The following is a 17,403-nucleotide window of genomic DNA, read 5'->3' as shown; positions in this document are numbered from 1 at the left end:
TGGGGGGGGCCCCCTCTTGGGGGGGGGGTCGGCCGGGGGGTCCCCCCCCCCCGGGGGGGGCGCCCCCCCCCCCCGCCCCGGGGGGGGGGGGGGGCGCCGGCCGCCCCCCCCCCCCCCTCCCACCCGCCAGAGCGTCACGCCGCCGGCGCTACCGCCCCGACCGCCGGCGTACGCAGCACCCGCCGGGCCGTGCCCAGACCGGTGCCCAGCGTCACCGCCGCCGACACGGCCACCATCGCGAGCCACACGCCGAGGAACCGGTCCGGCAGCACCGCGTCGGTCCGCACGACGGTGAACGGCACGACCCCGGCCAGCGCCGCCACCGTGCCGAAGAACACCCCCGTGACCGTCAGGATCACCCCTTCGACGCCGACCACGCCCAGCACCTGCCCGGGCGTAGCCCCCGCCAGCCGCTGCTGCCCGAACTCACGGGAGCGGTACGTCGTCGCCGCGTACAGCGAGTTGACCAGCATCACGCAGACGAACACCGCGATGATGCCCACCACCGTGAGGTTGAGCGTCTCCAGGTTCTTGGCGTCGACCGACTTGACCAGACCGGAGGCCTTCACCGCGTCGCTCTCCACCGCCTGCATGGTGAGCGTCGCCGTCGACACCGCCGTGAACAGGATCAGCGACACCAGGATCCCCGCGAGGTGATCGGCCCGCTCACGCAGGTTGCGCACGGCCAGCCAGCCCCTCGCGCCGCTCAGCGGCAGCCGGGCGAGCACGCCCCGCAGCAGCCGCGGCGACAGCAGCGCGAAGCCCACCGACAGCAGGATCGCCCCATAGGCCGGCGGCGCCATCAGCGCCTCGTCCGTCGCCGAGAACAGGAAGGTGGCGCAGGCCCCCGCGGCGCCGGTGACCAGCGCGGCGTACACCAGGAACCGCTTGGCCCCGGCCCGTTCCCGGCTGCCCCGCGCCACCCGCCGCACCGCCAGGAACGCGGCGCCCGCCGACGCGAGCAGCGTGATCCCCATGCCGCTCATCAGCGCGATCGGACCGAAGGAGTACTCGACCGACCGCGCCACCTGGCCGCCGTCCTGGAACATCCCCAGCAGCGCCCGCCCGCCGAGCATCGCCGGACCGGTCGCCAGCGCCGCGCCCACCAGCGCCACGGCCACCGCCTCACCCACGACCATCCGCCCGATCTGCGCCGGGGTCGCCCCCGAGCAGCGCAACAGCTCCAGCTCGGCGGCCCGCTGACGCACGTTGACCGTCAGCGTCGAGGCCACCGCGAAGAACACCAGCAGGGTCCCGTAACCGCCCACGACGCCCGCCGCCGTACCCAGCGTCTCCGAGCTGACCGGGTCCACCCCGTCCTGCCCGGCCGTGTCGTGCATGGAGTGGAACATCATGACGACCGCCGCCCCCAGGAAGGCGGACAGCAGCGTCGCGAGGAACCGTCCGGGGCGGCGCCGGACCGACCGCAGGGCCAGTACGAACATCGCTCACACCCCCGCCGGCACGTCGTCGCCCAGGTGCGCCAGCCGCTCCGCGACCGCGTCCGGGGTCGGGGCGTCCATCCGCCCCGCCAGTCGTCCGTCGGCGAGGAAGACGACCGAGTCGGCGTACGAGGCGGCGACCGGGTCGTGCGTCACCATCACCACGGTCCGCCCGTGCACCCGCACCGCCTCCCGCAACAGCAGCATCACCTGCCGCGCGCTGCGCGTGTCCAGCGCGCCCGTCGGCTCGTCCGCGAAGATCACCCGGGGTTCGGTGACCAGGGCACGGGCGATCGCCACCCGCTGCCGCTGACCGCCGGAGAGCTGGTCGGGACGGTGCCCGAGCCGGTCCCCGAGGCCGACCGCGGTCAGGATCTCCCGGGCCCGCCTCCGGTCGACGCGGCGCCCGGCGAGCTTGAGGGGCAGCACCGTGTTCTGCGCGACCGTCAGCGTCTCCAGCAGGTTGTACTGCTGGAACACGAACCCGACCCGGCCGCGCCGGAACCTCGTCAGCTCCGCCTCGCCGCCGCCCGTCAGCTCGGTGCCGTCCACGCACACGATGCCGCCGTCCGGCCGGTCGAGACCCGCCGCGCACTGCAGCAGCGTGGACTTGCCCGAGCCCGACGGTCCCATCACCGCGGTGAACGTGCCCCGGCCCAGGCTCAGGGTGACCCCGTCCAGCGCGGTCACCGCGTTCTCGGCGGTGCCGTAGGTCCTGGTCACCTTGACGAGCCGGAGCGCCTCGAGGGCGGGGCCCTGGTCGTGGTCGCCTCGTGCGCCGGTGCGAAACATCGTCATCACCTTCCGTCGGCACGCCCTGTGCGGTGCCTCGCCGACGACGCTACGGAGCCCGGGGCCGGGCCACACTGGGCGCAGAACCCGTATCGGGGGGTGTACTCAGTGACACCCCGGCCCCGTATGCGTCAGGATGTCCGCCATGGCCGGGCGGCTCGTGGGTGACGACGGCGTCGACGGGGACCCCGAGCCGTCGCGCCGGATCGGGACGGGGCTCGCGGGCCGCCGGACTCCCGGAGGAGGACGCCGACGACCTGGAGGCCGTGGACCGTTCCTCGCTGGACCGCCTCGGTCAGGTCTTCCGCCCGTCGCCGCGGCGGCGCCGGATCGTGGCGGGCACGCTCGACCCGGCGGTGGCGGTGGTCCTGGAAGGGGCCGGCCGGCCCCTTCGCTCACCCGCCCACCAGCACCACCTCCAGGGTGCGCGGACCGTGCACCCCCTCGACCCGGTCCAGCTCGATGTCACTGGTCGCCGACGGACCCGAGATCCAGGTCGACGGGCGTGCCGGATCGAGGCGTTCGAGGGCCTCGGGCACGGCGGAGACCACCTGGTCCGGCACCCGTACGACGCAGATGTGGTGGTCGGGGACGAGGGTGATGCGGCGGCGGCCCTGGTCGGGGGAGCCGTCCAGCACGATCGTGCCGGTCTCGGCGACGGCGACGGCACACCCTGTGACCACGCTGTCCACCCGGTCGAGTTCGTGCGGGGTGCTCGCCGCCCTGTCAGGTACGCGGGTCGCGTCGGCGGCCCCCAGCCAGCCCGGCGGCAAGCCGGGCGGTACCACCACGCTCCGCGAGCCGTGTGCGGCCAGGAGCCGCGCCAGCAGCTCGGGCAACTGCTCGTCCGTGCACCGGTGCACGACCGCCCGGTAGTCCGCCAGGTTCTCGGCGAGCAACTCCACCGTCTCGGCGACGGTCCGCTGCCCGTGCTCGCGCAGATAGTCCCGCGGGACGGCCCGCTCGTACGCCGGGTCGTCGTGCGGTACGTCCGCGAGGGCGCGCCGCACGCGGCCCAGGATGCGTTCCCTGCTGCTCACTTCGCCCCGTCCCTTCCGCCGTGCGTGCGCTGCCACCAGTCCCGGAACGGCTCCGCGGGCACCTCCGGAAGGTCCCGGCTGCCGGTCCACGCCCGGCCCGGTCCCGGAAGGGTGCGCGGATGGAGGCGGCGGGTGCGCGACGCCAGTCGCTGACCGGCCCGCAGCGCGCCCGGACGCGTGAACGCCCACTGAGCCGCGCGCATCGCCGCCCGCTCGGCGGCGTGCCCCTTCGCCGGTTTCAGGACGACCCTGTTGCCCTGCCGCACGGCCGGCCCGCCCTGCACCACCCGCTCCCGCAGGTGCACCAGCACCTCGGGAATGTCGATGGCGACCGGGCACACCTCGTAGCAGGCACCGCACAGCGACGACGCGTACGGCAGGGAGGCGTCGATCTCGCTGCCCGTACCCCGCAGTTGCGGGCTGAGGATGGCGCCGATCGGCCCCGGGTACACCGAGCCGTAGGCGTGCCCGCCGGCCCGCTCGTACACCGGGCAGACGTTCAGGCACGCCGAGCAGCGGATGCAGCGCAGCGCCTGGCGGCCGACCTCGTCGGCGAGGGTGTCGGTGCGGCCGTTGTCCAGCAGGACCAGGTGGAAGGTCCGCGGACCGTCCTCGTCGGTGGTGCCCGTCCACATGGACGTGTACGGGTTCATGCGCTCGGCCGTCGAGGAGCGGGGGAGGGTCTGCAGGAAGACCTCCAGGTCCCGCCAGGCCGGCACGATCTTCTCGATGCCGACGACCGAGATCAGCGTCTCGGGCAGGGTCAGGCACATCCGTCCGTTGCCCTCGGACTCCACGACCACGAGGGTGCCGGTCTCGGCGACCACGAAGTTGGCGCCGGAGACGCCGACCTTGGCCCGCAGGAACTTCTCCCGCAGGTGCAGCCGGGCCGCCTCCGCGAGCTCGGCGGGCGTGTCGGTGAGGCCCTCGGGCGCCGGGCGGCCCCACTCACTCATCTCGGAGCGGAAGATGTCCCGGATCTCGCCGCGGTTGCGGTGGATCGCCGGCACCAGGATGTGCGAGGGCCGGTCCTTGCCCAACTGCACGATCAGCTCGGCGAGATCCGTCTCGTAGGCGTGAATGCCCTCCGCCTCGAGGGCCTCGTTGAGACCGATCTCCTGCGTCGCCATCGACTTGACCTTGACGACCTCGTGCTCGCCCGTCTCCCGCACCAGCCGGGTGACGATCGTGTTGGCCTCCTGGGCATCGGTGGCCCAGTGCACGGTCCCGCCGGCCGCCGTGACCGTCTCCTCCACCTGCACCAGGTACCGGTCGAGGTGACGCAGCGTGTGGTCCTTGATCCGCTTCCCGGCCTCGCGCAGCGCCGCCCAGTCGTCCAGCTCCGCGACCGCGCGGGCCCGCTTGTCCCGGATCGTGTGCGTGGCGTGACGCAGATTCCCGCGCAGCGTCGGATTGCGCACGGCCGTACGCGCGGCCTCCGGAAAGGCCGGCATCCCCAGATACGTCCCGCTCATACGGCCGCCTCCCGCTCCGTGCCCGCCAGGATCTCCGCGATGTGCACCGGCCGCATGCCCGTCCGCAGCCGCGTCATGGTCCCGCCGATGTGCATCAGGCAGGAGTTGTCGGCCGCGCACAGCACATCGGCGCCGGTGGACTCGGCGTTGCGCACCTTGTCCGCGCCCATCGCCGCCGACACGTCGGAGTTCTTCACGGCGAAGGTGCCGCCGAAGCCGCAGCACTCCTCGGCGCCCGGCAACTCGACCAGCTCCAGCCCCTTCACCGCCTCCAGCAGTCGCCGGGGCCGGTCGCCGAGGCCGAGGCTCCGCAGCCCGTGGCAGGTCGGGTGGTAGGTGACGGTGTGCGGGTAGTACGCCCCCACGTCCGTCACCCCCAGCACGTCCACCAGGAACTCCGTCAGCTCGTACGTCTTCGGCACCACCGGCGCCAGGGTGGCCGCGAGCGTGTCCCCGCGCCCCTCCGCCCGCGCCCGCTCGCCCATGCGCGGATACAGCTCCCGCACCATCGCGCCGCACGAGCCGGAGGGCGTCACGATCGCCTCGTAGTCCTCGAAGACCTCCGAGAAGTGCCGGGCCAGCGGCTCCGCCTCGTGCCGGTAACCGGTGTTGTAGTGCGCCTGCCCGCAGCAGGTCTGGGCCATCGGGAAGTCGACCTCGACGCCCAGTCGGGTCAGCAGCTTCACCACGGCACGGCCGGTCTCCGGATAGAGCGTGTCGTTGACGCAGGTCAGGAACAGGGCGACACGCATCGCGGCTCCTTGTGATCGGTCGGCTCGAACATCTTGATCATCGGATGAAACGCAGGGTAGTCGGCATACCGGGGCCGGGGCAGACCCCGTTCACCGGTCGGCGAGTCGGGCCTCGGCCGCCCGCCAGCGCGCCGTGCCGCCGCGCGGCTCGTACCGGGTCAACGACTGGGTGCGCACCAGCAGTCGGCGCATCCCGGCGAGGTCGCCGACCAGCCCGTCGGCGCGGGCCTGCACGAGGACGTTGCCGAGGGCCGCGGCCTCCGTCGGCCCCGCCACCACCGGCAGCCCGCAGGCGTCGGCGGTCAGCTGGCACAGCAGCGCGTTGCGGGTGCCGCCGCCGACGACGTGCACGACGTCGACCGGGTGCCCGGCGAGCCGCTGGGCGTCCTCGACGGCCCTGCGGTGGGCCAGTGCCAGCGAGTCGAGGATGCAGCGGGTCACCTCGGCTGGCGTCCCGGGCACCGGCTGCCCCGAGGCGCGGCACGCCTCGGCGATCCGCTCCGGCATCCGTCCCGGCGCGAGGAACGCCGCGTCACCCGCGTCCACCACCGACCGCAGCGCCGGTACCCGGGCCGCCGCGAGCAGCAGCCCGCCCAGGTCCGGCTCACCCCAGGCCCGTACGCACTCCTGGAGCAGCCACAGCCCCATGATGTTGCGCAGGTACCGGACCGTGCCGTCCAGCCCCAGTTCGTTGGTGAAGTTGGCGGCGCGGCTCTCCTCCGTCAGCACCGGAGCGGTCAGCTCCAGACCGGCCAGCGACCAGGTGCCGGTGCAGATGTACGCGAAGCGTTCGCCCGAGGCCGGGACGGCGGCCACCGCGGACGCGGTGTCGTGCGAACCGACCGCCGTCACCGGCACCGGCCCGGCCAGTCCCGTCTCCTCCAGCACCGCCGGCCGCAGCACGCCCGCCGGATCGCCGGGCCGGCGCAGCGGTGCGAACAGGCCGAGGTCGATCCCGAGCCGGTCCGCGACGTCGTGCGCCCAGTCGCGGGTGCGGGGGTCGATGAGCTGGGTGGTGGATGCGTTGGTCAGTTCCGTGCCCTGCTCGCCGGTCAGCCAGTAGGTCAGCAGGTCCGGTATCAGCAACAGCCGCCGCGCCTGGGCGAACTGGGCCGTACCACGGGCCGCGACGAGCTGGTACAGGGTGTTGAAGGGGGCGTACTGCAACCCGGTCGCCGCGTACAGCTCCCCGGCGGGCAGCGTGGCCCACACCTTCTCCGCGACGCCCTCGGTGCGGGCGTCGCGGTAGTGCACGGGGTTGCCCAGCAGCGCCCCGTCGGCGTCCAGCAGGCCGTGGTCGACGGCCCAGCTGTCGACGCCGACCGAGTCCACCCGGCCCGCCGCGCGAAGCCCGTCCAGGACACCGGCGTACAGCGCCAGGACGTCCCAGCGCAGCCCCTCGGGCGTACGGACCGGCCGGTTGGGGAAGCGGTGCGTCTCGGCCAGTTCCAGGCGGTCCGGGTCGACGCGGCCGACCATGACGCGCCCGCTGGACGCGCCGAGGTCGACCGCGGCGTACGACTTGACGTCCACGGCTGCGCTCATCGCAGGAACGCGGCGGCGACGCCGGCGTCGACCGGGACGTGCAGTCCGGTGGTGTGGGTCAGGTCGCCGCCGGTCAGCGCGAACACGGCGTTCGCGACGTGCTCGGGCAGCACCTCGCGCTTGAGCAGCGTCCGCTGCGCGTAGAACTCGCCCAGCTTCTCCTCCGGCACCCCGTACACGGCGGCCCGCTCGGCACCCCAGCCGCCCGCGAAGATCCCCGAACCGCGCACCACACCGTCCGGGTTGACTCCGTTCACACGGATGCCGTGCTCGCCCAGCTCGGCGGCGAGCAGCCGTACCTGGTGGGCCTGGTCGGCCTTGGTGGCGGAGTAGGCGATGTTGTTCGGGCCGGCGAACACGGCGTTCTTCGAGGCGATGTACACGATGTCGCCGCCCATCTCCTGCGCCGTCATCACCCGGGCCGCCTCGCGCGAGACGAGGAAGGAGCCGCGGGCCATGATGTCGTGCTGGAGGTCCCAGTCCTTGACGGAGGTCTCCAGCAGCGGCTTGGAGATGGAGATGCCCGCGTTGTTGACCACCAGGTCGACCCCGCCGAAGGCGAGGACGGTCGCCCGGAAGGCCTCGGCGATCTGCTCCTCGGACGTGACGTCGACGGTCACCGCGACGGCCTTGTCCGCCCCGCCCAGTTCCTCGGCCACCCGCGCCGCGTTCTCGGCGTTCAGGTCGGCCACGACCACGCACGCGCCCTCGGCGGCCAGCCGCCGCGCGATGGCCTTCCCGATGCCGCTGCCCGCGCCGGTGACGAGCGCGACACGCGTCGCCAGCGGCTTGGGCTGCGGCATCCGCCGGAGCTTGGCCTCCTCCAGCGCCCAGTACTCGATGCGGAACTTCTCCGACTCCTCGATCGGCGCGTACGCCGAGACCGCCTCCGCCCCGCGCATCACGTTGATCGCGTTGACGTAGAACTCGCCGGCGACCCGGGCGGTCTGCTTGTCCTTGCCGAAGCTGAACATGCCCACGCCCGGCACCAGCACGATCGCCGGGTCGGCGCCGCGCATCGCGGGGGAGCCGGGCTCGGCGTGCCGGTGGTAGTAGGCGGCGTACTCCTCGCGGTAGGCGGCGTGCAGCTCCTTCAGCCGGGTGACCGCCTCGTCCAGGGGCGCGGTCGGCGGCAGGTCCAGGACCAGGGGCCGCACCTTGGTGCGCAGGAAGTGGTCGGGGCAGGAGGTGCCGAGCGCGGCGAGCCGCGGATGCTCGGCCCGCGCGAGGAAGTCGAGCACCACGTCGGTGTCGGTGAAGTGCCCGACCTGCGGCCGGTCCTGCGAGGCGAGGCCACGGACGTACGGTGCCAGCGCCGCGGCGCGCTCCCGCCGCTCGGCCTCGGGGAGCGCCTCGTACCCGTCCAGGACCGCGCCGAACGGCTCCGGCCGCCCGCGCTCGGCGAGGAAGGCCTCGGCGGTGCGGATGATGTGCAGCGAGTTGCGCTCGCACTCCTCGGAGGTGTCGCCCCACGCGGTGATGCCGTGCCCGCCGAGCACGCACCCGACGGCCCGCGGGTTGGCCTCCTTCACCGCCGCGATGTCCAGCCCCAGCTGGAATCCGGGCCGCCGCCACGGCACCCACACCACCGTGTCGCCGAAGCACTCGGCGGTCAGCTTCTCGCCGTCCGCCGCACAGGCCAGCGCGATCCCGGAATCGGGGTGGAGGTGGTCGACGTGCGCGGCCTCGACGAGTCCGTGCATCGCCGTGTCGATCGAGGGCGCCGCCCCGCCCTTGCCGTGCAGGCAGTAGTCGAAGGCGGCGACCATCTCGTCCTCGCGCTCGACGCCCGGGTAGACGTCCTTGAGCGCCCGCATCCGGTCCAGCCGCAACACGGCCAGCCCCGCCTCCGTGAGGGTGCCCAGGTCGCCGCCGGAGCCCTTGACCCACATCAGCTCGACGTCACCACCGGTGACGGGGTCGGTGGCGGTGCCCTTGGCGGACGCGTTGCCGCCGGCGTAGTTGGTGTTGCGGGGATCGGCGCCGAGCCGGTGGGAACGGGCGAGGAGGGCGTCGGCCGAGGGGTGGTTACCCATGTCTGACAGTCCTTTTCAACGAGGGTGGGAGACAGCGCCCCGGAAAGGGGCGCGGGGAACTGCGCGACCAGCCACACCCGGCCCGCAGCCCGCGAATCACAGAACCCGGCAGACGCTCACGCCCCCCACCCGGCCTGCTGACCACCGACGCGCTCGGCGACAACCTTCTCGCCGTACCCGGACGCCGCGTACGCCTTGAGAGGCTCGGGGTCCAACCCCGTCTCCCGACGCACCTCACGAAGCAGCGGCCGCACGTCCGTGTCGTACGCGTCCATCAGCACGGCGTTGGCCTCCAGCACGTCCCCCGAAGCCTGTGCGGCGGACAGCGCCTCCGCGTCGACCAGCAAGGCCTTGGCCGTGGCCTCCTGCACGTTCATCACCGACCGGATGATCGCGGGGATCTTCGCCTCGATGTTGTGGCACTGGTCGAGCATGAACGCCACGTCGGAGGTGAACCCGCCCCCGCGCACCACCTCGTACATGATCCGGAACAACTGGAACGGGTCGGCGGCCCCGACCATCAGGTCGTCGTCCGCGTAGAACCGCGAGTTGAAGTCGAACCCGCCGAGCTTTCCCTCCCGCAGCAGCGTCGCCACGATGAACTCGATGTTCGTGCCCGGCGCGTGATGTCCCGTGTCCACCACGACCTGCGCCTTCTCGCCCAGCTTCAGACAGTGGGCGTACGCCGTGCCCCAGTCCGGCACGTCCGTCGTGTAGAACGCCGGCTCGAAGAGCTTGTACTCCAGCAGCATCCGCTGCCCCTCACCGAGCCGCCCGTACACCTCCGCCAGCCCTTCGGCCAGCCGGTCCTGCCGGGACCGTACGTCGTCCTGCCCGGGATAGTTCGTACCGTCGGCGAACCACAGCTTCAGGTCCCGCGACCCGGTGGCGTCCATGATGTCGACGCACTCCAGCAGGTGGTCGACGGCCTTCCTGCGCACCGCCGCGTCGGGGTGGCAGACGCTGCCCAGCCTGTAGTCGTCGTCCTGGAAGGTGTTGGAGTTGATCGCGCCGATCCGTACGCCCCGGTCCTCGGCGTGCGCCGCCAGCGCGGAGTAGTCGTCGACCTTGTCCCACGGGATGTGCAGGGCGACGGTCGGGGCCACGCCGGTGAACTCATGCACCTTCGCCGCGTCGTCCAGTTTCTCGAACGGATCGCGCGGCACGCCCGGTTGGGCGAACACCTTGAACCGGGTGCCCGAGTTCCCGTACGCCCACGACGGAGTCTCGACTGCCTGGGTCTTGAGCGCGGCCTTCACCGCGGCGAGCTCGGTCACTTCGGCGCTCCTGTGACATCGGGTCGCAACCCACCTTGAGTACGACCATGTGTGAAACGATTCAGTACGCGAAGCTATGAGCCGCCCGAAGGGGTGTCAACCCTTCTGCTCAAGCCACCCCTTCGTGACTCCGTCGTGACCTTCGATTATCGAAACTTTTTCGATCCCGCCCCATTGACGTGACATGCCCTGCCTGCCTAACGTCCCGGCAACCCAGTTGAAACCTTTCACGGCGCCGTGAGGGCCGTCCCGCCCGGCGTCGTCGAGGAGCCCTCATGACCCACCCGTCCGACACGGGTACGGCCCCGGTTCTGGCGCTCAGGGACGTCTCCAAGTCCTTCGGCGCGGTCCGCGCCCTGCGGGACGTCTGCCTGGAACTGTTCCCCGGCGAGGTGCACGCCCTCGCAGGTGAGAACGGTGCCGGCAAGTCGACCCTCATCAAGACGCTCGCCGGAGTGCACCGGCCGGACGCCGGCCAGGTGCTGCTCGACGGTGCGCCGGTGGTCTTCCACGGTCCCGGTGACGCCCGCGACGCGGGCATCGCCGTGATCTACCAGGAGCCGACCCTCTTCCCGGACCTGTCGATCGCCGAGAACATCTTCATGGGCCGGCAGCCCCGGCGCGCCCTCGGCCGCATCGACCACAAGGCGACCCACGCCGCCACCGCCGGCCTGATGCGGCGGCTCGGCGTCGAACTCGACCCCGACCGTCCCGCGCGCGGCCTGTCCATAGCGGACCAGCAGATCGTGGAGATCGCCAAGGCCCTCTCCTTCGACGCCCGCGTCCTGATCATGGACGAGCCGACCGCCGCCCTCACCGGCAGCGAGGTGGCCCGCCTGTTCGGCGTCGTGCGCACCCTGCGTGACCAGGGCGCCGCCCTGCTGTTCATCTCGCACCGTCTGGAGGAGATCTTCGAGATCTGCGCGCGGGTCACCACCCTGCGCGACGGGGCCTGGATCGCCAGTGAGCCGCTGGACGGCATGACCGAGGACGACCTGGTCCGCCGCATGGTCGGCCGCGACCTCGACGAGCTCTACCCCAAGCAGGAGGTCCGCCCCGGCGAGGTCGCCCTCAGCGTGCGCCGGCTGACCCGGGAGGGCGTCTTCACCGACGTCTCCTTCGACGTGCGGCGCGGTGAGATCGTCGGCCTCGCCGGACTGGTCGGCGCCGGACGCACCGAGGTCGCCCGCGCCGTGTTCGGCGTCGACCGGTGGGACGCCGGGGAGGTGGAGGTCGACGGCAAGCTCCTCGTCAACGGCGCCCCGTCCACGGCGATGGCCGCCGGACTCGCCCTCGTCCCCGAGGACCGGCGCGCCCAGGGCCTGGTGATGGACATGTCCATCGAGCGCAACATCGGCCTCACCGGGCTGCGCACGACCGTGAAGGCCGGGCTGGTGGACCGCGGTGCCGAACGCAGCCGCTCCCTCGACTGGGCGGTCAGACTCCAGGTGAAGTACGCCCGCATCGCCGACACCGTCTCCACCCTCTCCGGCGGCAACCAGCAGAAGGTCGTCCTGGCCAAGTGGCTGGCCACCGGCCCCAAGGTGCTGATCGTCGACGAGCCGACCCGCGGCATCGACGTCGGCACCAAGGCCGAGGTGCACCGGCTGCTGAGCGCGCTGGCCGCCGACGGTGTGGCCGTCCTGATGATCTCCTCCGACCTGCCGGAGGTCCTCGGGATGGCCGACCGCGTCCTGGTGATGCACGAGGGCCGTCTGACCGCGGAGATCCCCCGCACCGACGCCACCGAGGAGACCGTGATGGCCGCAGCCACGGGGAGGGCCGCCGCATGAACGCCGCCGGGAGTGCCGCCCGCGTGCCCTGTGCACGTCAGGGGGAGGGCCGTCACATGACCGCCACCAGGAGTGCCGCCCGCGTGACCACCGCACGTCACGGGGGAGGCCGTCGCACGACCGCCGCCAGGAGCGCCGCTCTCGGGACCCCGCACGTCACCGGGAGGGCCGCCGCATGACGGTCACCGCACCCGACCAGGCCCCCGTCGCCGACGCGCCCGGGGCCGGTGCCACCCGGCTCGTCGACCGCGTCTTCAGGATGCGGGAACTGGCCATCCTGCTCGTCTTCCTGGTGATGATCGCCGTCACCCAGGCCGGCAACAGCGAGTTCCTGTCCGAACAGGGCATCAAGGACCTGCTGCTGAACGCGACCATCCTGGTCCTGGTCGCCACCGGCCAGTCCCTGGTCGTCATCACCCGCAACGTCGACCTCTCGGTCGGCTCCACCCTCGGCATCAGCGCCTTCGCCGCCGGTACGTACCTCCAGGGCGGCGGCAACTCCGTCGTGGCCGTGTTCCTCGCGGTGCTGATGGGCGTCGGCTTCGGCCTGCTCAACGGTCTGCTGGTCAGCCTCGGCCAGGTGCCCGCGCTGGTCGTCACCCTCGGCACCCTCTACATCATCCGCGGCATCGACTCCATCTGGGTCGGCTCCCGCCAGATCACCGCGGCCGACCTGCCCGGCGGCTTCGTCGAGTTCGGCTCCGGCGGCCTGAGCGCGGTGCCGTGGCTGGCGATGATCGCCCTCGCCGTGCTCGTCGCCACCGCGTACTACCTCAAGCACTTCGGCAGCGGACGCGAGCTGTACGCGCTCGGCTCCAACCCGGAGGCCGCCCGGCTGGCCGGCATCCCGGTCCGCGGGCGCATCCTCACCGCGTACACCTTCTGCGGCGCCCTCGCCGGACTCGCCGGAGCCCTGTACCTGGCCCGGTTCGGCAACGTCGACTCCGGCACCGGCACCGGCTACGAACTGACCGTCGTCAGCGCCGTCGTCGTCGGCGGCGTCGTCTTCACCGGCGGCTCCGGCAGCGTCTACGGCGCCGCCCTCGGCGCGCTGCTGCTGACCTCGATCAACAGCGTGCTGCCCGCCCTCGGCGTCAGCTCCGTGTGGGTGCTGGCCATCAACGGCATCCTGCTCATCCTCGCCATCGCCGTCGACCGGATCGTCGCGCTGCGGGTGGCCACCGCCTTGAAGAAGAGGAACGCCCGCCATGGCTGACCGCTCCCTGATGCGCGCCGTCCGCCGGTCCGCCTCCTCGAGGTGGGACGGAGCCGTGGGCGCGCTCCTCCTCGTCGTCCTCCTCCTCTCCTTCGGCTTCGTCGACGGCTTCGGCAACTCCCTGAACCTGTCCTTCCTGATCGGCAACACCCTTCCCATCGCGCTCATCGCCCTCCCGATGACCCTGCTGGTGGTCTCCGGCGAGATCGACCTGTCGGTCGCCTCCACCGCGGGCCTGTCCGGCGCGGTGATGGGCGCCCTGTGGAACCAGGGCATGGCCATCGAGACGATCATCCCGATCTGCCTGCTGCTCGGTGTCGTGTGCGGTCTGGTCAACGGGTTGCTGGTCACCCGGCTCGGCCTGCCCTCCCTCGCCGTCACCATCGGCACGATGGCCGCCTACCGGGGCATCGCGCAGATCGTGCTCGGCTCCGACGCGGTGACCGACTTCCCCTCCCAGTACCTGGACTTCGCGGCCGGACGCATCGGCGACACCTTCGTCCCGTACGCCTTCCTGCCGTTCCTCGTGCTGCTCGCCATCGCCGTGGTCGCCCTGCACGCCACGCCGTTCGGCCGGTCGCTGTTCGCCATCGGCGCCGGCGAGGAGGCGGCGCGCTTCGCCGGCATCCGGGTCAGGCGGCAGAAGCTGATCCTGTTCACCCTGACCGGCCTGATGTCCGCCCTCACCGGCGTCTTCTGGGCCCTGCACTACGCCAGCGCCCGCTACGACAACGCCACCGGCCTCGAACTCTCCGTCGTCGCCGCCGTGTTGCTCGGCGGCATCGACTTCGACGGCGGCAAGGGCACGCTCGGCGGCGCGATCGCCGGAGTGTTCCTGCTCGGGGCGTTGCAGAACGTGATGAGCCTCCAGGACGTCTCCGCCCAGTCGCAGATCGTCGTCACCGGCGTCCTGCTCGTCGTCTCCGTGCTCGGCCCCCGGGTCGCACGGCAGATCTCCGTCGCGAGGGCCGGACGCAGGGCGGCATCGGCGCCCCCGTCCAAGGCGCCCACGCCCTCCCCGTAACCGGCTCCGCCCACCCTCGTAAGGACCCCACCATGCGCAAGTCGTCGATCCGCCGCACCTGCGCGGCCCTCGCCGCCGTCACCTCCCTCGCCCTGGCCGCCACCGCCTGCGGTGGCACCACCAAGGAGGACGTCGAGAACGAGGGCGGCGCGGCCGCCACCGCGGGCAAGGCCGACCCGAACGCCGAGACCAAGAAGGGCCTGACCGTCGGCTTCCTGCCCAAGCAGGTCAACAACCCCTACTTCACCGTCGCCGACAAGGGCGGCGAGGAGGCCCTGCAGGAACTCGGTTCCAGCTACAAGGAGGTCGGCCCCTCCAGCGCCACCGACACCGCCGGCCAGGTCTCCTACGTCAACACCCTCACCCAGCAGCAGGTCGACGCGATGGCCGTCTCCGCGCAGGACCCGGGCGCCCTGTGCACCGCGCTCAAGCAGGCCATGAAGAACGGCATCAAGGTCGTCACCTACGACTCCGACACCAAGCCGGAGTGCCGCAACGCCTTCATCTCCCAGGCGTCCGCCGACGACCTCGGCCGTACCGAGGTGCAGCTGCTCGCCGAGCAGATCGGCTACAAGGGCGAGATCGCGATCCTGTCCGCCGCGCAGACGGCGACGAACCAGAACGCCTGGATCGAGATCATGAAGGACGAGCTGAAGGACCCGAAGTACAAGGACGTCGAGCTGGTCGAGGTCGCCTACGGGAACGACGACGCCCAGCAGTCCTTCCAGCAGACCCAGGGCCTGCTCCAGGAGCACCCGAACCTGAAGGGGATCATCTCCCCGACCACCGTCGGCATCAAGGCCGCCGCCCAGTACCTGTCCGGCTCCAAGTACAAGGGCAAGGTCAAGCTGACCGGCCTCGGCACCCCCAACGACATGCGCAAGTACGTCAAGAACGGCACCGTCGAGGCGTTCGAGCTGTGGGACCCGGCCAGGCTCGGCGAACTGGCCGCGCGCACCGCCGTCGCGCTGGCCTCCGGACAGATCACCGGCAAGGAGGGCGAGACCTTCCAGGCCGGCGCCATGGGCGAGTACACCATCGGCAAGGACGGCGTGATCAACCTCGGCAAGCCGACCGTGTTCAACGCGAAGAACATCGACCAGTTCAACTTCTAGCCCGGGAGCGGCACTTCATGCAGCGCGTCTGTTTCCTGCTCAAGGTCCGCCAGGACCGGATCGCCGAGTACCGCGAACGCCACGCGGCCGTGTGGCCGGAGATGTGCGAGGCACTCTCCGCCACCGGCTGGCACAACTACTCGCTCTTCCTGCGCGACGACGGGCTGCTCGTCGGCTACCTGGAGACGGAGGACTTCGCGGCGGCCCAGGCCGGCATGGCGGCCACCGACGTCAACGCCCGCTGGCAGGCGGAGATGGGGCCCCTCTTCGAGTCCCTCGACGGGGCCCGCCCCGACGAGGCGATGAAACCGCTCACCGAAGTGTTCCACCTCGCCTGAGACCCACTTGAGGCTCGTCCGAGAACGGAGTCCCCCTCGTGATGCGACGACGTACCTTCCTCACCGGCGCCCTCGCCGTCCCCGTCCTGACGACCGGTGGCACCGCGCGCGCCGCCACCGCCCCCGGCCCGTCGGTCACCCCCGCCGGCCGCACCACGCTCGACAGCCGGGCGATCTACTTCGTGTCGTACGACGGCCTGGTCAACAACAACTCCTTCCAGAAGAACGGACTCCTCACCCACAAGGGCCACCAGTACGCCGCCTGGTACACCGCCGACCGCAACGCCGTCGTCGCCCGCCGCGCCCTCGGGTCGGGCACCTGGCAGACCGTGAAGGTGGGCCACACCCTGCGGTACGACGACTCCCACAACGTGATCTCCATGGGCGTCTCGCGGACCGACGGGCGCCTGCACCTCAACATGGACTCCCACAGCGACGGCTTCACCTACGTCAAGTCCGTCGCCGGACTCCTCGACGACCCCACCGGGCTGAGCTGGACCGCGAACCGCTTCGGCGCCCCGCAGTCCACGCTCGACGGGCTCACCCTCACCCCGCGGTTCACCTATCCCCAGTTCGTCGCCACCCCCGAGGGCCGGCTCCAGCTCAGCTACCGTGCCGGTGTCTCCGGCGACGGCCGCAACGGGCTCGCCGAGTACGACGGCCGCCGGTGGACCGCGCTGGGGGAGTGGTCGAGCTCCACCGGCACCTACCGCGGCGAGCACGGCTCCTCGACCGCCCGCAACATGTACCTGCACGGCATCGACTACGACCGCAGGGGCCGCCTGCACGCCTTCTTCACCTGGCGCGAGCAGAACAGCGCCGTGATGTGCTCCGGCGGCGGCATCACCAACCACGACACCGGCTACGTCCACTCCGACGACCGGGGCCGCACCTGGCGCAACGACGCCGGCCAGGTCGTCGGCACCACCGGCGGCACCGACAAGGTCTCCGTCAACGACCGCGGCCTGGTGGTGGACCCGCTGAACCCCGACCACTCCCTGATGAACCAGGAGAGCCAGTACACCGACTCCGCCGGCCGGCCGCACGCGATCATCTCCTACGTCCCGGGCCGCTTCGGCCAGTGCACCACCGACTACGTCGCCGACCGCACCGCGCACGGCCGCGCCTTCCACCTCCGCAAGGACGCCTCCGGCACCTGGCGCAAGACCGAGATACCGGTCCCGCTGAACTCCAGCCAGCGCACCCGGCTCTTCCTGGACCGGCACGACAACGCCTACGCGGTCTTCCCCTACGGCAGGATCGCCGGTGCCTCCGAGGAGTCCGGGTACACCGACTGGCGGCTCCTGTACGACGGTGCCGGACTGAACGCCTTCGGCGAGGTCCTGATCGACGAGACGCGTATCGCGCGGGACGGCGTGCTGTCGGTGATGTACCAGGAGAGGTCCCGCGACACCACGCCCTCGGCGCTCCACGTCGTCGACTTCCGGCTGCCCGCCTGACGGACGTCCTCCCCGGGCGGCGCGGGTAATGTGAAGGTCTCCCCGCCGCCCCGCGTCCCTGGCGCACGCGCTTCCCAGCCCGACCCTGGAGGTCCCTG

At 72.0% G+C, this 17,403-nt stretch carries 14 protein-coding genes; 6 read left to right on the top strand and 8 right to left on the bottom strand.

Annotated features, from left to right (window positions below; translation table 11 throughout):
* Positions 1 to 134 precede the first annotated feature (134 nt).
* From ACP4J0_RS07470 to rhaI, 8 genes are all read right to left on the bottom strand, one after another.
* Positions 135 to 1,445 carry an FtsX-like permease family protein gene (locus ACP4J0_RS07470; protein WP_426597808.1) on the bottom strand — a complete coding sequence of 437 codons (1,311 nt, stop codon included), beginning with the start codon at positions 1,443 to 1,445 and terminating at the stop codon, positions 135 to 137.
* Between the two features lie 3 nt (positions 1,446 to 1,448).
* On the bottom strand, positions 1,449 to 2,234 hold the full coding sequence (locus ACP4J0_RS07465; RefSeq protein WP_426597807.1) for an ABC transporter ATP-binding protein: 786 nt from the start codon (positions 2,232 to 2,234) through the stop codon (positions 1,449 to 1,451).
* A 395-nt stretch (positions 2,235 to 2,629) separates the two neighbouring features.
* Positions 2,630 to 3,274 carry a LutC/YkgG family protein gene (locus tag ACP4J0_RS07460; protein ID WP_426597806.1) on the bottom strand — a complete coding sequence of 215 codons (645 nt, stop codon included), beginning with the start codon at positions 3,272 to 3,274 and terminating at the stop codon, positions 2,630 to 2,632.
* On the bottom strand, positions 3,271 to 4,749 hold the full coding sequence (locus ACP4J0_RS07455) for a lactate utilization protein B (RefSeq protein WP_426597805.1): 1,479 nt from the start codon (positions 4,747 to 4,749) through the stop codon (positions 3,271 to 3,273). Before ACP4J0_RS07455 ends, ACP4J0_RS07460 begins: the two co-directional genes overlap by 4 nt.
* Positions 4,746 to 5,501, bottom strand: coding sequence for a (Fe-S)-binding protein (locus tag ACP4J0_RS07450; protein ID WP_426597804.1), 756 nt, complete (start codon positions 5,499 to 5,501; stop codon positions 4,746 to 4,748). The genes ACP4J0_RS07455 and ACP4J0_RS07450 overlap by 4 nt, the downstream gene beginning before the upstream one ends.
* Positions 5,502 to 5,591: 90 nt before the next feature.
* Positions 5,592 to 7,046, bottom strand: coding sequence for a rhamnulokinase (locus tag ACP4J0_RS07445; protein ID WP_426597803.1), 1,455 nt, complete (start codon positions 7,044 to 7,046; stop codon positions 5,592 to 5,594).
* Positions 7,043 to 9,082 carry a bifunctional aldolase/short-chain dehydrogenase gene (locus tag ACP4J0_RS07440; protein ID WP_426597802.1) on the bottom strand — a complete coding sequence of 680 codons (2,040 nt, stop codon included), beginning with the start codon at positions 9,080 to 9,082 and terminating at the stop codon, positions 7,043 to 7,045. The genes ACP4J0_RS07445 and ACP4J0_RS07440 overlap by 4 nt, the downstream gene beginning before the upstream one ends.
* Before the next feature lie 116 nt (positions 9,083 to 9,198).
* Positions 9,199 to 10,359 carry an L-rhamnose isomerase gene (rhaI, locus tag ACP4J0_RS07435; protein ID WP_426597801.1) on the bottom strand — a complete coding sequence of 387 codons (1,161 nt, stop codon included), beginning with the start codon at positions 10,357 to 10,359 and terminating at the stop codon, positions 9,199 to 9,201.
* Positions 10,360 to 10,634: 275 nt separating this feature from the next.
* On the opposite strand from rhaI, the gene ACP4J0_RS07430 reads away from it, so the two are divergent.
* From ACP4J0_RS07430 to ACP4J0_RS07405, 6 genes are all read left to right on the top strand, one after another.
* Positions 10,635 to 12,152 carry a sugar ABC transporter ATP-binding protein gene (locus tag ACP4J0_RS07430; RefSeq protein WP_426597800.1) on the top strand — a complete coding sequence of 506 codons (1,518 nt, stop codon included), beginning with the start codon at positions 10,635 to 10,637 and terminating at the stop codon, positions 12,150 to 12,152.
* A gap of 175 nt (positions 12,153 to 12,327) precedes the next feature.
* Positions 12,328 to 13,368 carry an ABC transporter permease gene (locus tag ACP4J0_RS07425; protein ID WP_426597799.1) on the top strand — a complete coding sequence of 347 codons (1,041 nt, stop codon included), beginning with the start codon at positions 12,328 to 12,330 and terminating at the stop codon, positions 13,366 to 13,368.
* Positions 13,361 to 14,392, top strand: coding sequence for an ABC transporter permease (locus ACP4J0_RS07420; RefSeq protein ID WP_426597798.1), 1,032 nt, complete (start codon positions 13,361 to 13,363; stop codon positions 14,390 to 14,392). Before ACP4J0_RS07425 ends, ACP4J0_RS07420 begins: the two co-directional genes overlap by 8 nt.
* Positions 14,393 to 14,424: 32 nt before the next feature.
* Positions 14,425 to 15,507, top strand: a complete 1,083-nt coding sequence (gene rhaS, locus ACP4J0_RS07415) for a rhamnose ABC transporter substrate-binding protein (protein ID WP_426597797.1) — start codon at positions 14,425 to 14,427, stop codon at positions 15,505 to 15,507.
* 17 nt (positions 15,508 to 15,524) lie between these two features.
* Complete coding sequence (locus tag ACP4J0_RS07410; RefSeq protein ID WP_426597796.1) at positions 15,525 to 15,845, top strand: L-rhamnose mutarotase; 321 nt, start codon at positions 15,525 to 15,527, stop codon at positions 15,843 to 15,845.
* A 41-nt stretch (positions 15,846 to 15,886) separates the two neighbouring features.
* Positions 15,887 to 17,305, top strand: a complete 1,419-nt coding sequence (locus ACP4J0_RS07405; RefSeq protein ID WP_426597795.1) for a BNR repeat-containing protein — start codon at positions 15,887 to 15,889, stop codon at positions 17,303 to 17,305.
* The last annotated feature ends 98 nt before the right edge of the window (positions 17,306 to 17,403 follow it).

This window comes from Streptomyces sp. WG7, assembly GCF_049975785.1.
Lineage (GTDB): Bacteria > Actinomycetota > Actinomycetes > Streptomycetales > Streptomycetaceae > Streptomyces.
The sequence above is the reverse complement of the archived record's forward strand: the minus strand, read 5'-3'. Positions and strand labels throughout refer to the sequence as shown.

Excerpts from the sequence above, each read along its gene's own strand:
- ACP4J0_RS07410 (WP_426597796.1), top strand. The coding sequence starts at position 15,525 with ATGCAGCGCGTCTGTTTCCTGCTCAAGGTCCGCCAGGACCGGATCGCC.
- ACP4J0_RS07430 (WP_426597800.1), top strand. The coding sequence starts at position 10,635 with ATGACCCACCCGTCCGACACGGGTACGGCCCCGGTTCTGGCGCTCAGG.
- ACP4J0_RS07440 (WP_426597802.1), bottom strand. The coding sequence starts at position 9,082 with ATGGGTAACCACCCCTCGGCCGACGCCCTCCTCGCCCGTTCCCACCGG.
- ACP4J0_RS07445 (WP_426597803.1), bottom strand. The coding sequence starts at position 7,046 with ATGAGCGCAGCCGTGGACGTCAAGTCGTACGCCGCGGTCGACCTCGGC.
- ACP4J0_RS07420 (WP_426597798.1), top strand. The coding sequence starts at position 13,361 with ATGGCTGACCGCTCCCTGATGCGCGCCGTCCGCCGGTCCGCCTCCTCG.
- ACP4J0_RS07455 (WP_426597805.1), bottom strand. The coding sequence starts at position 4,749 with ATGAGCGGGACGTATCTGGGGATGCCGGCCTTTCCGGAGGCCGCGCGT.
- rhaS (WP_426597797.1), top strand. The coding sequence starts at position 14,425 with ATGCGCAAGTCGTCGATCCGCCGCACCTGCGCGGCCCTCGCCGCCGTC.
- ACP4J0_RS07425 (WP_426597799.1), top strand. The coding sequence starts at position 12,328 with ATGACGGTCACCGCACCCGACCAGGCCCCCGTCGCCGACGCGCCCGGG.
- ACP4J0_RS07465 (WP_426597807.1), bottom strand. The coding sequence starts at position 2,234 with ATGTTTCGCACCGGCGCACGAGGCGACCACGACCAGGGCCCCGCCCTC.
- ACP4J0_RS07450 (WP_426597804.1), bottom strand. The coding sequence starts at position 5,501 with ATGCGTGTCGCCCTGTTCCTGACCTGCGTCAACGACACGCTCTATCCG.
- ACP4J0_RS07405 (WP_426597795.1), top strand. The coding sequence starts at position 15,887 with ATGCGACGACGTACCTTCCTCACCGGCGCCCTCGCCGTCCCCGTCCTG.
- ACP4J0_RS07470 (WP_426597808.1), bottom strand. The coding sequence starts at position 1,445 with ATGTTCGTACTGGCCCTGCGGTCGGTCCGGCGCCGCCCCGGACGGTTC.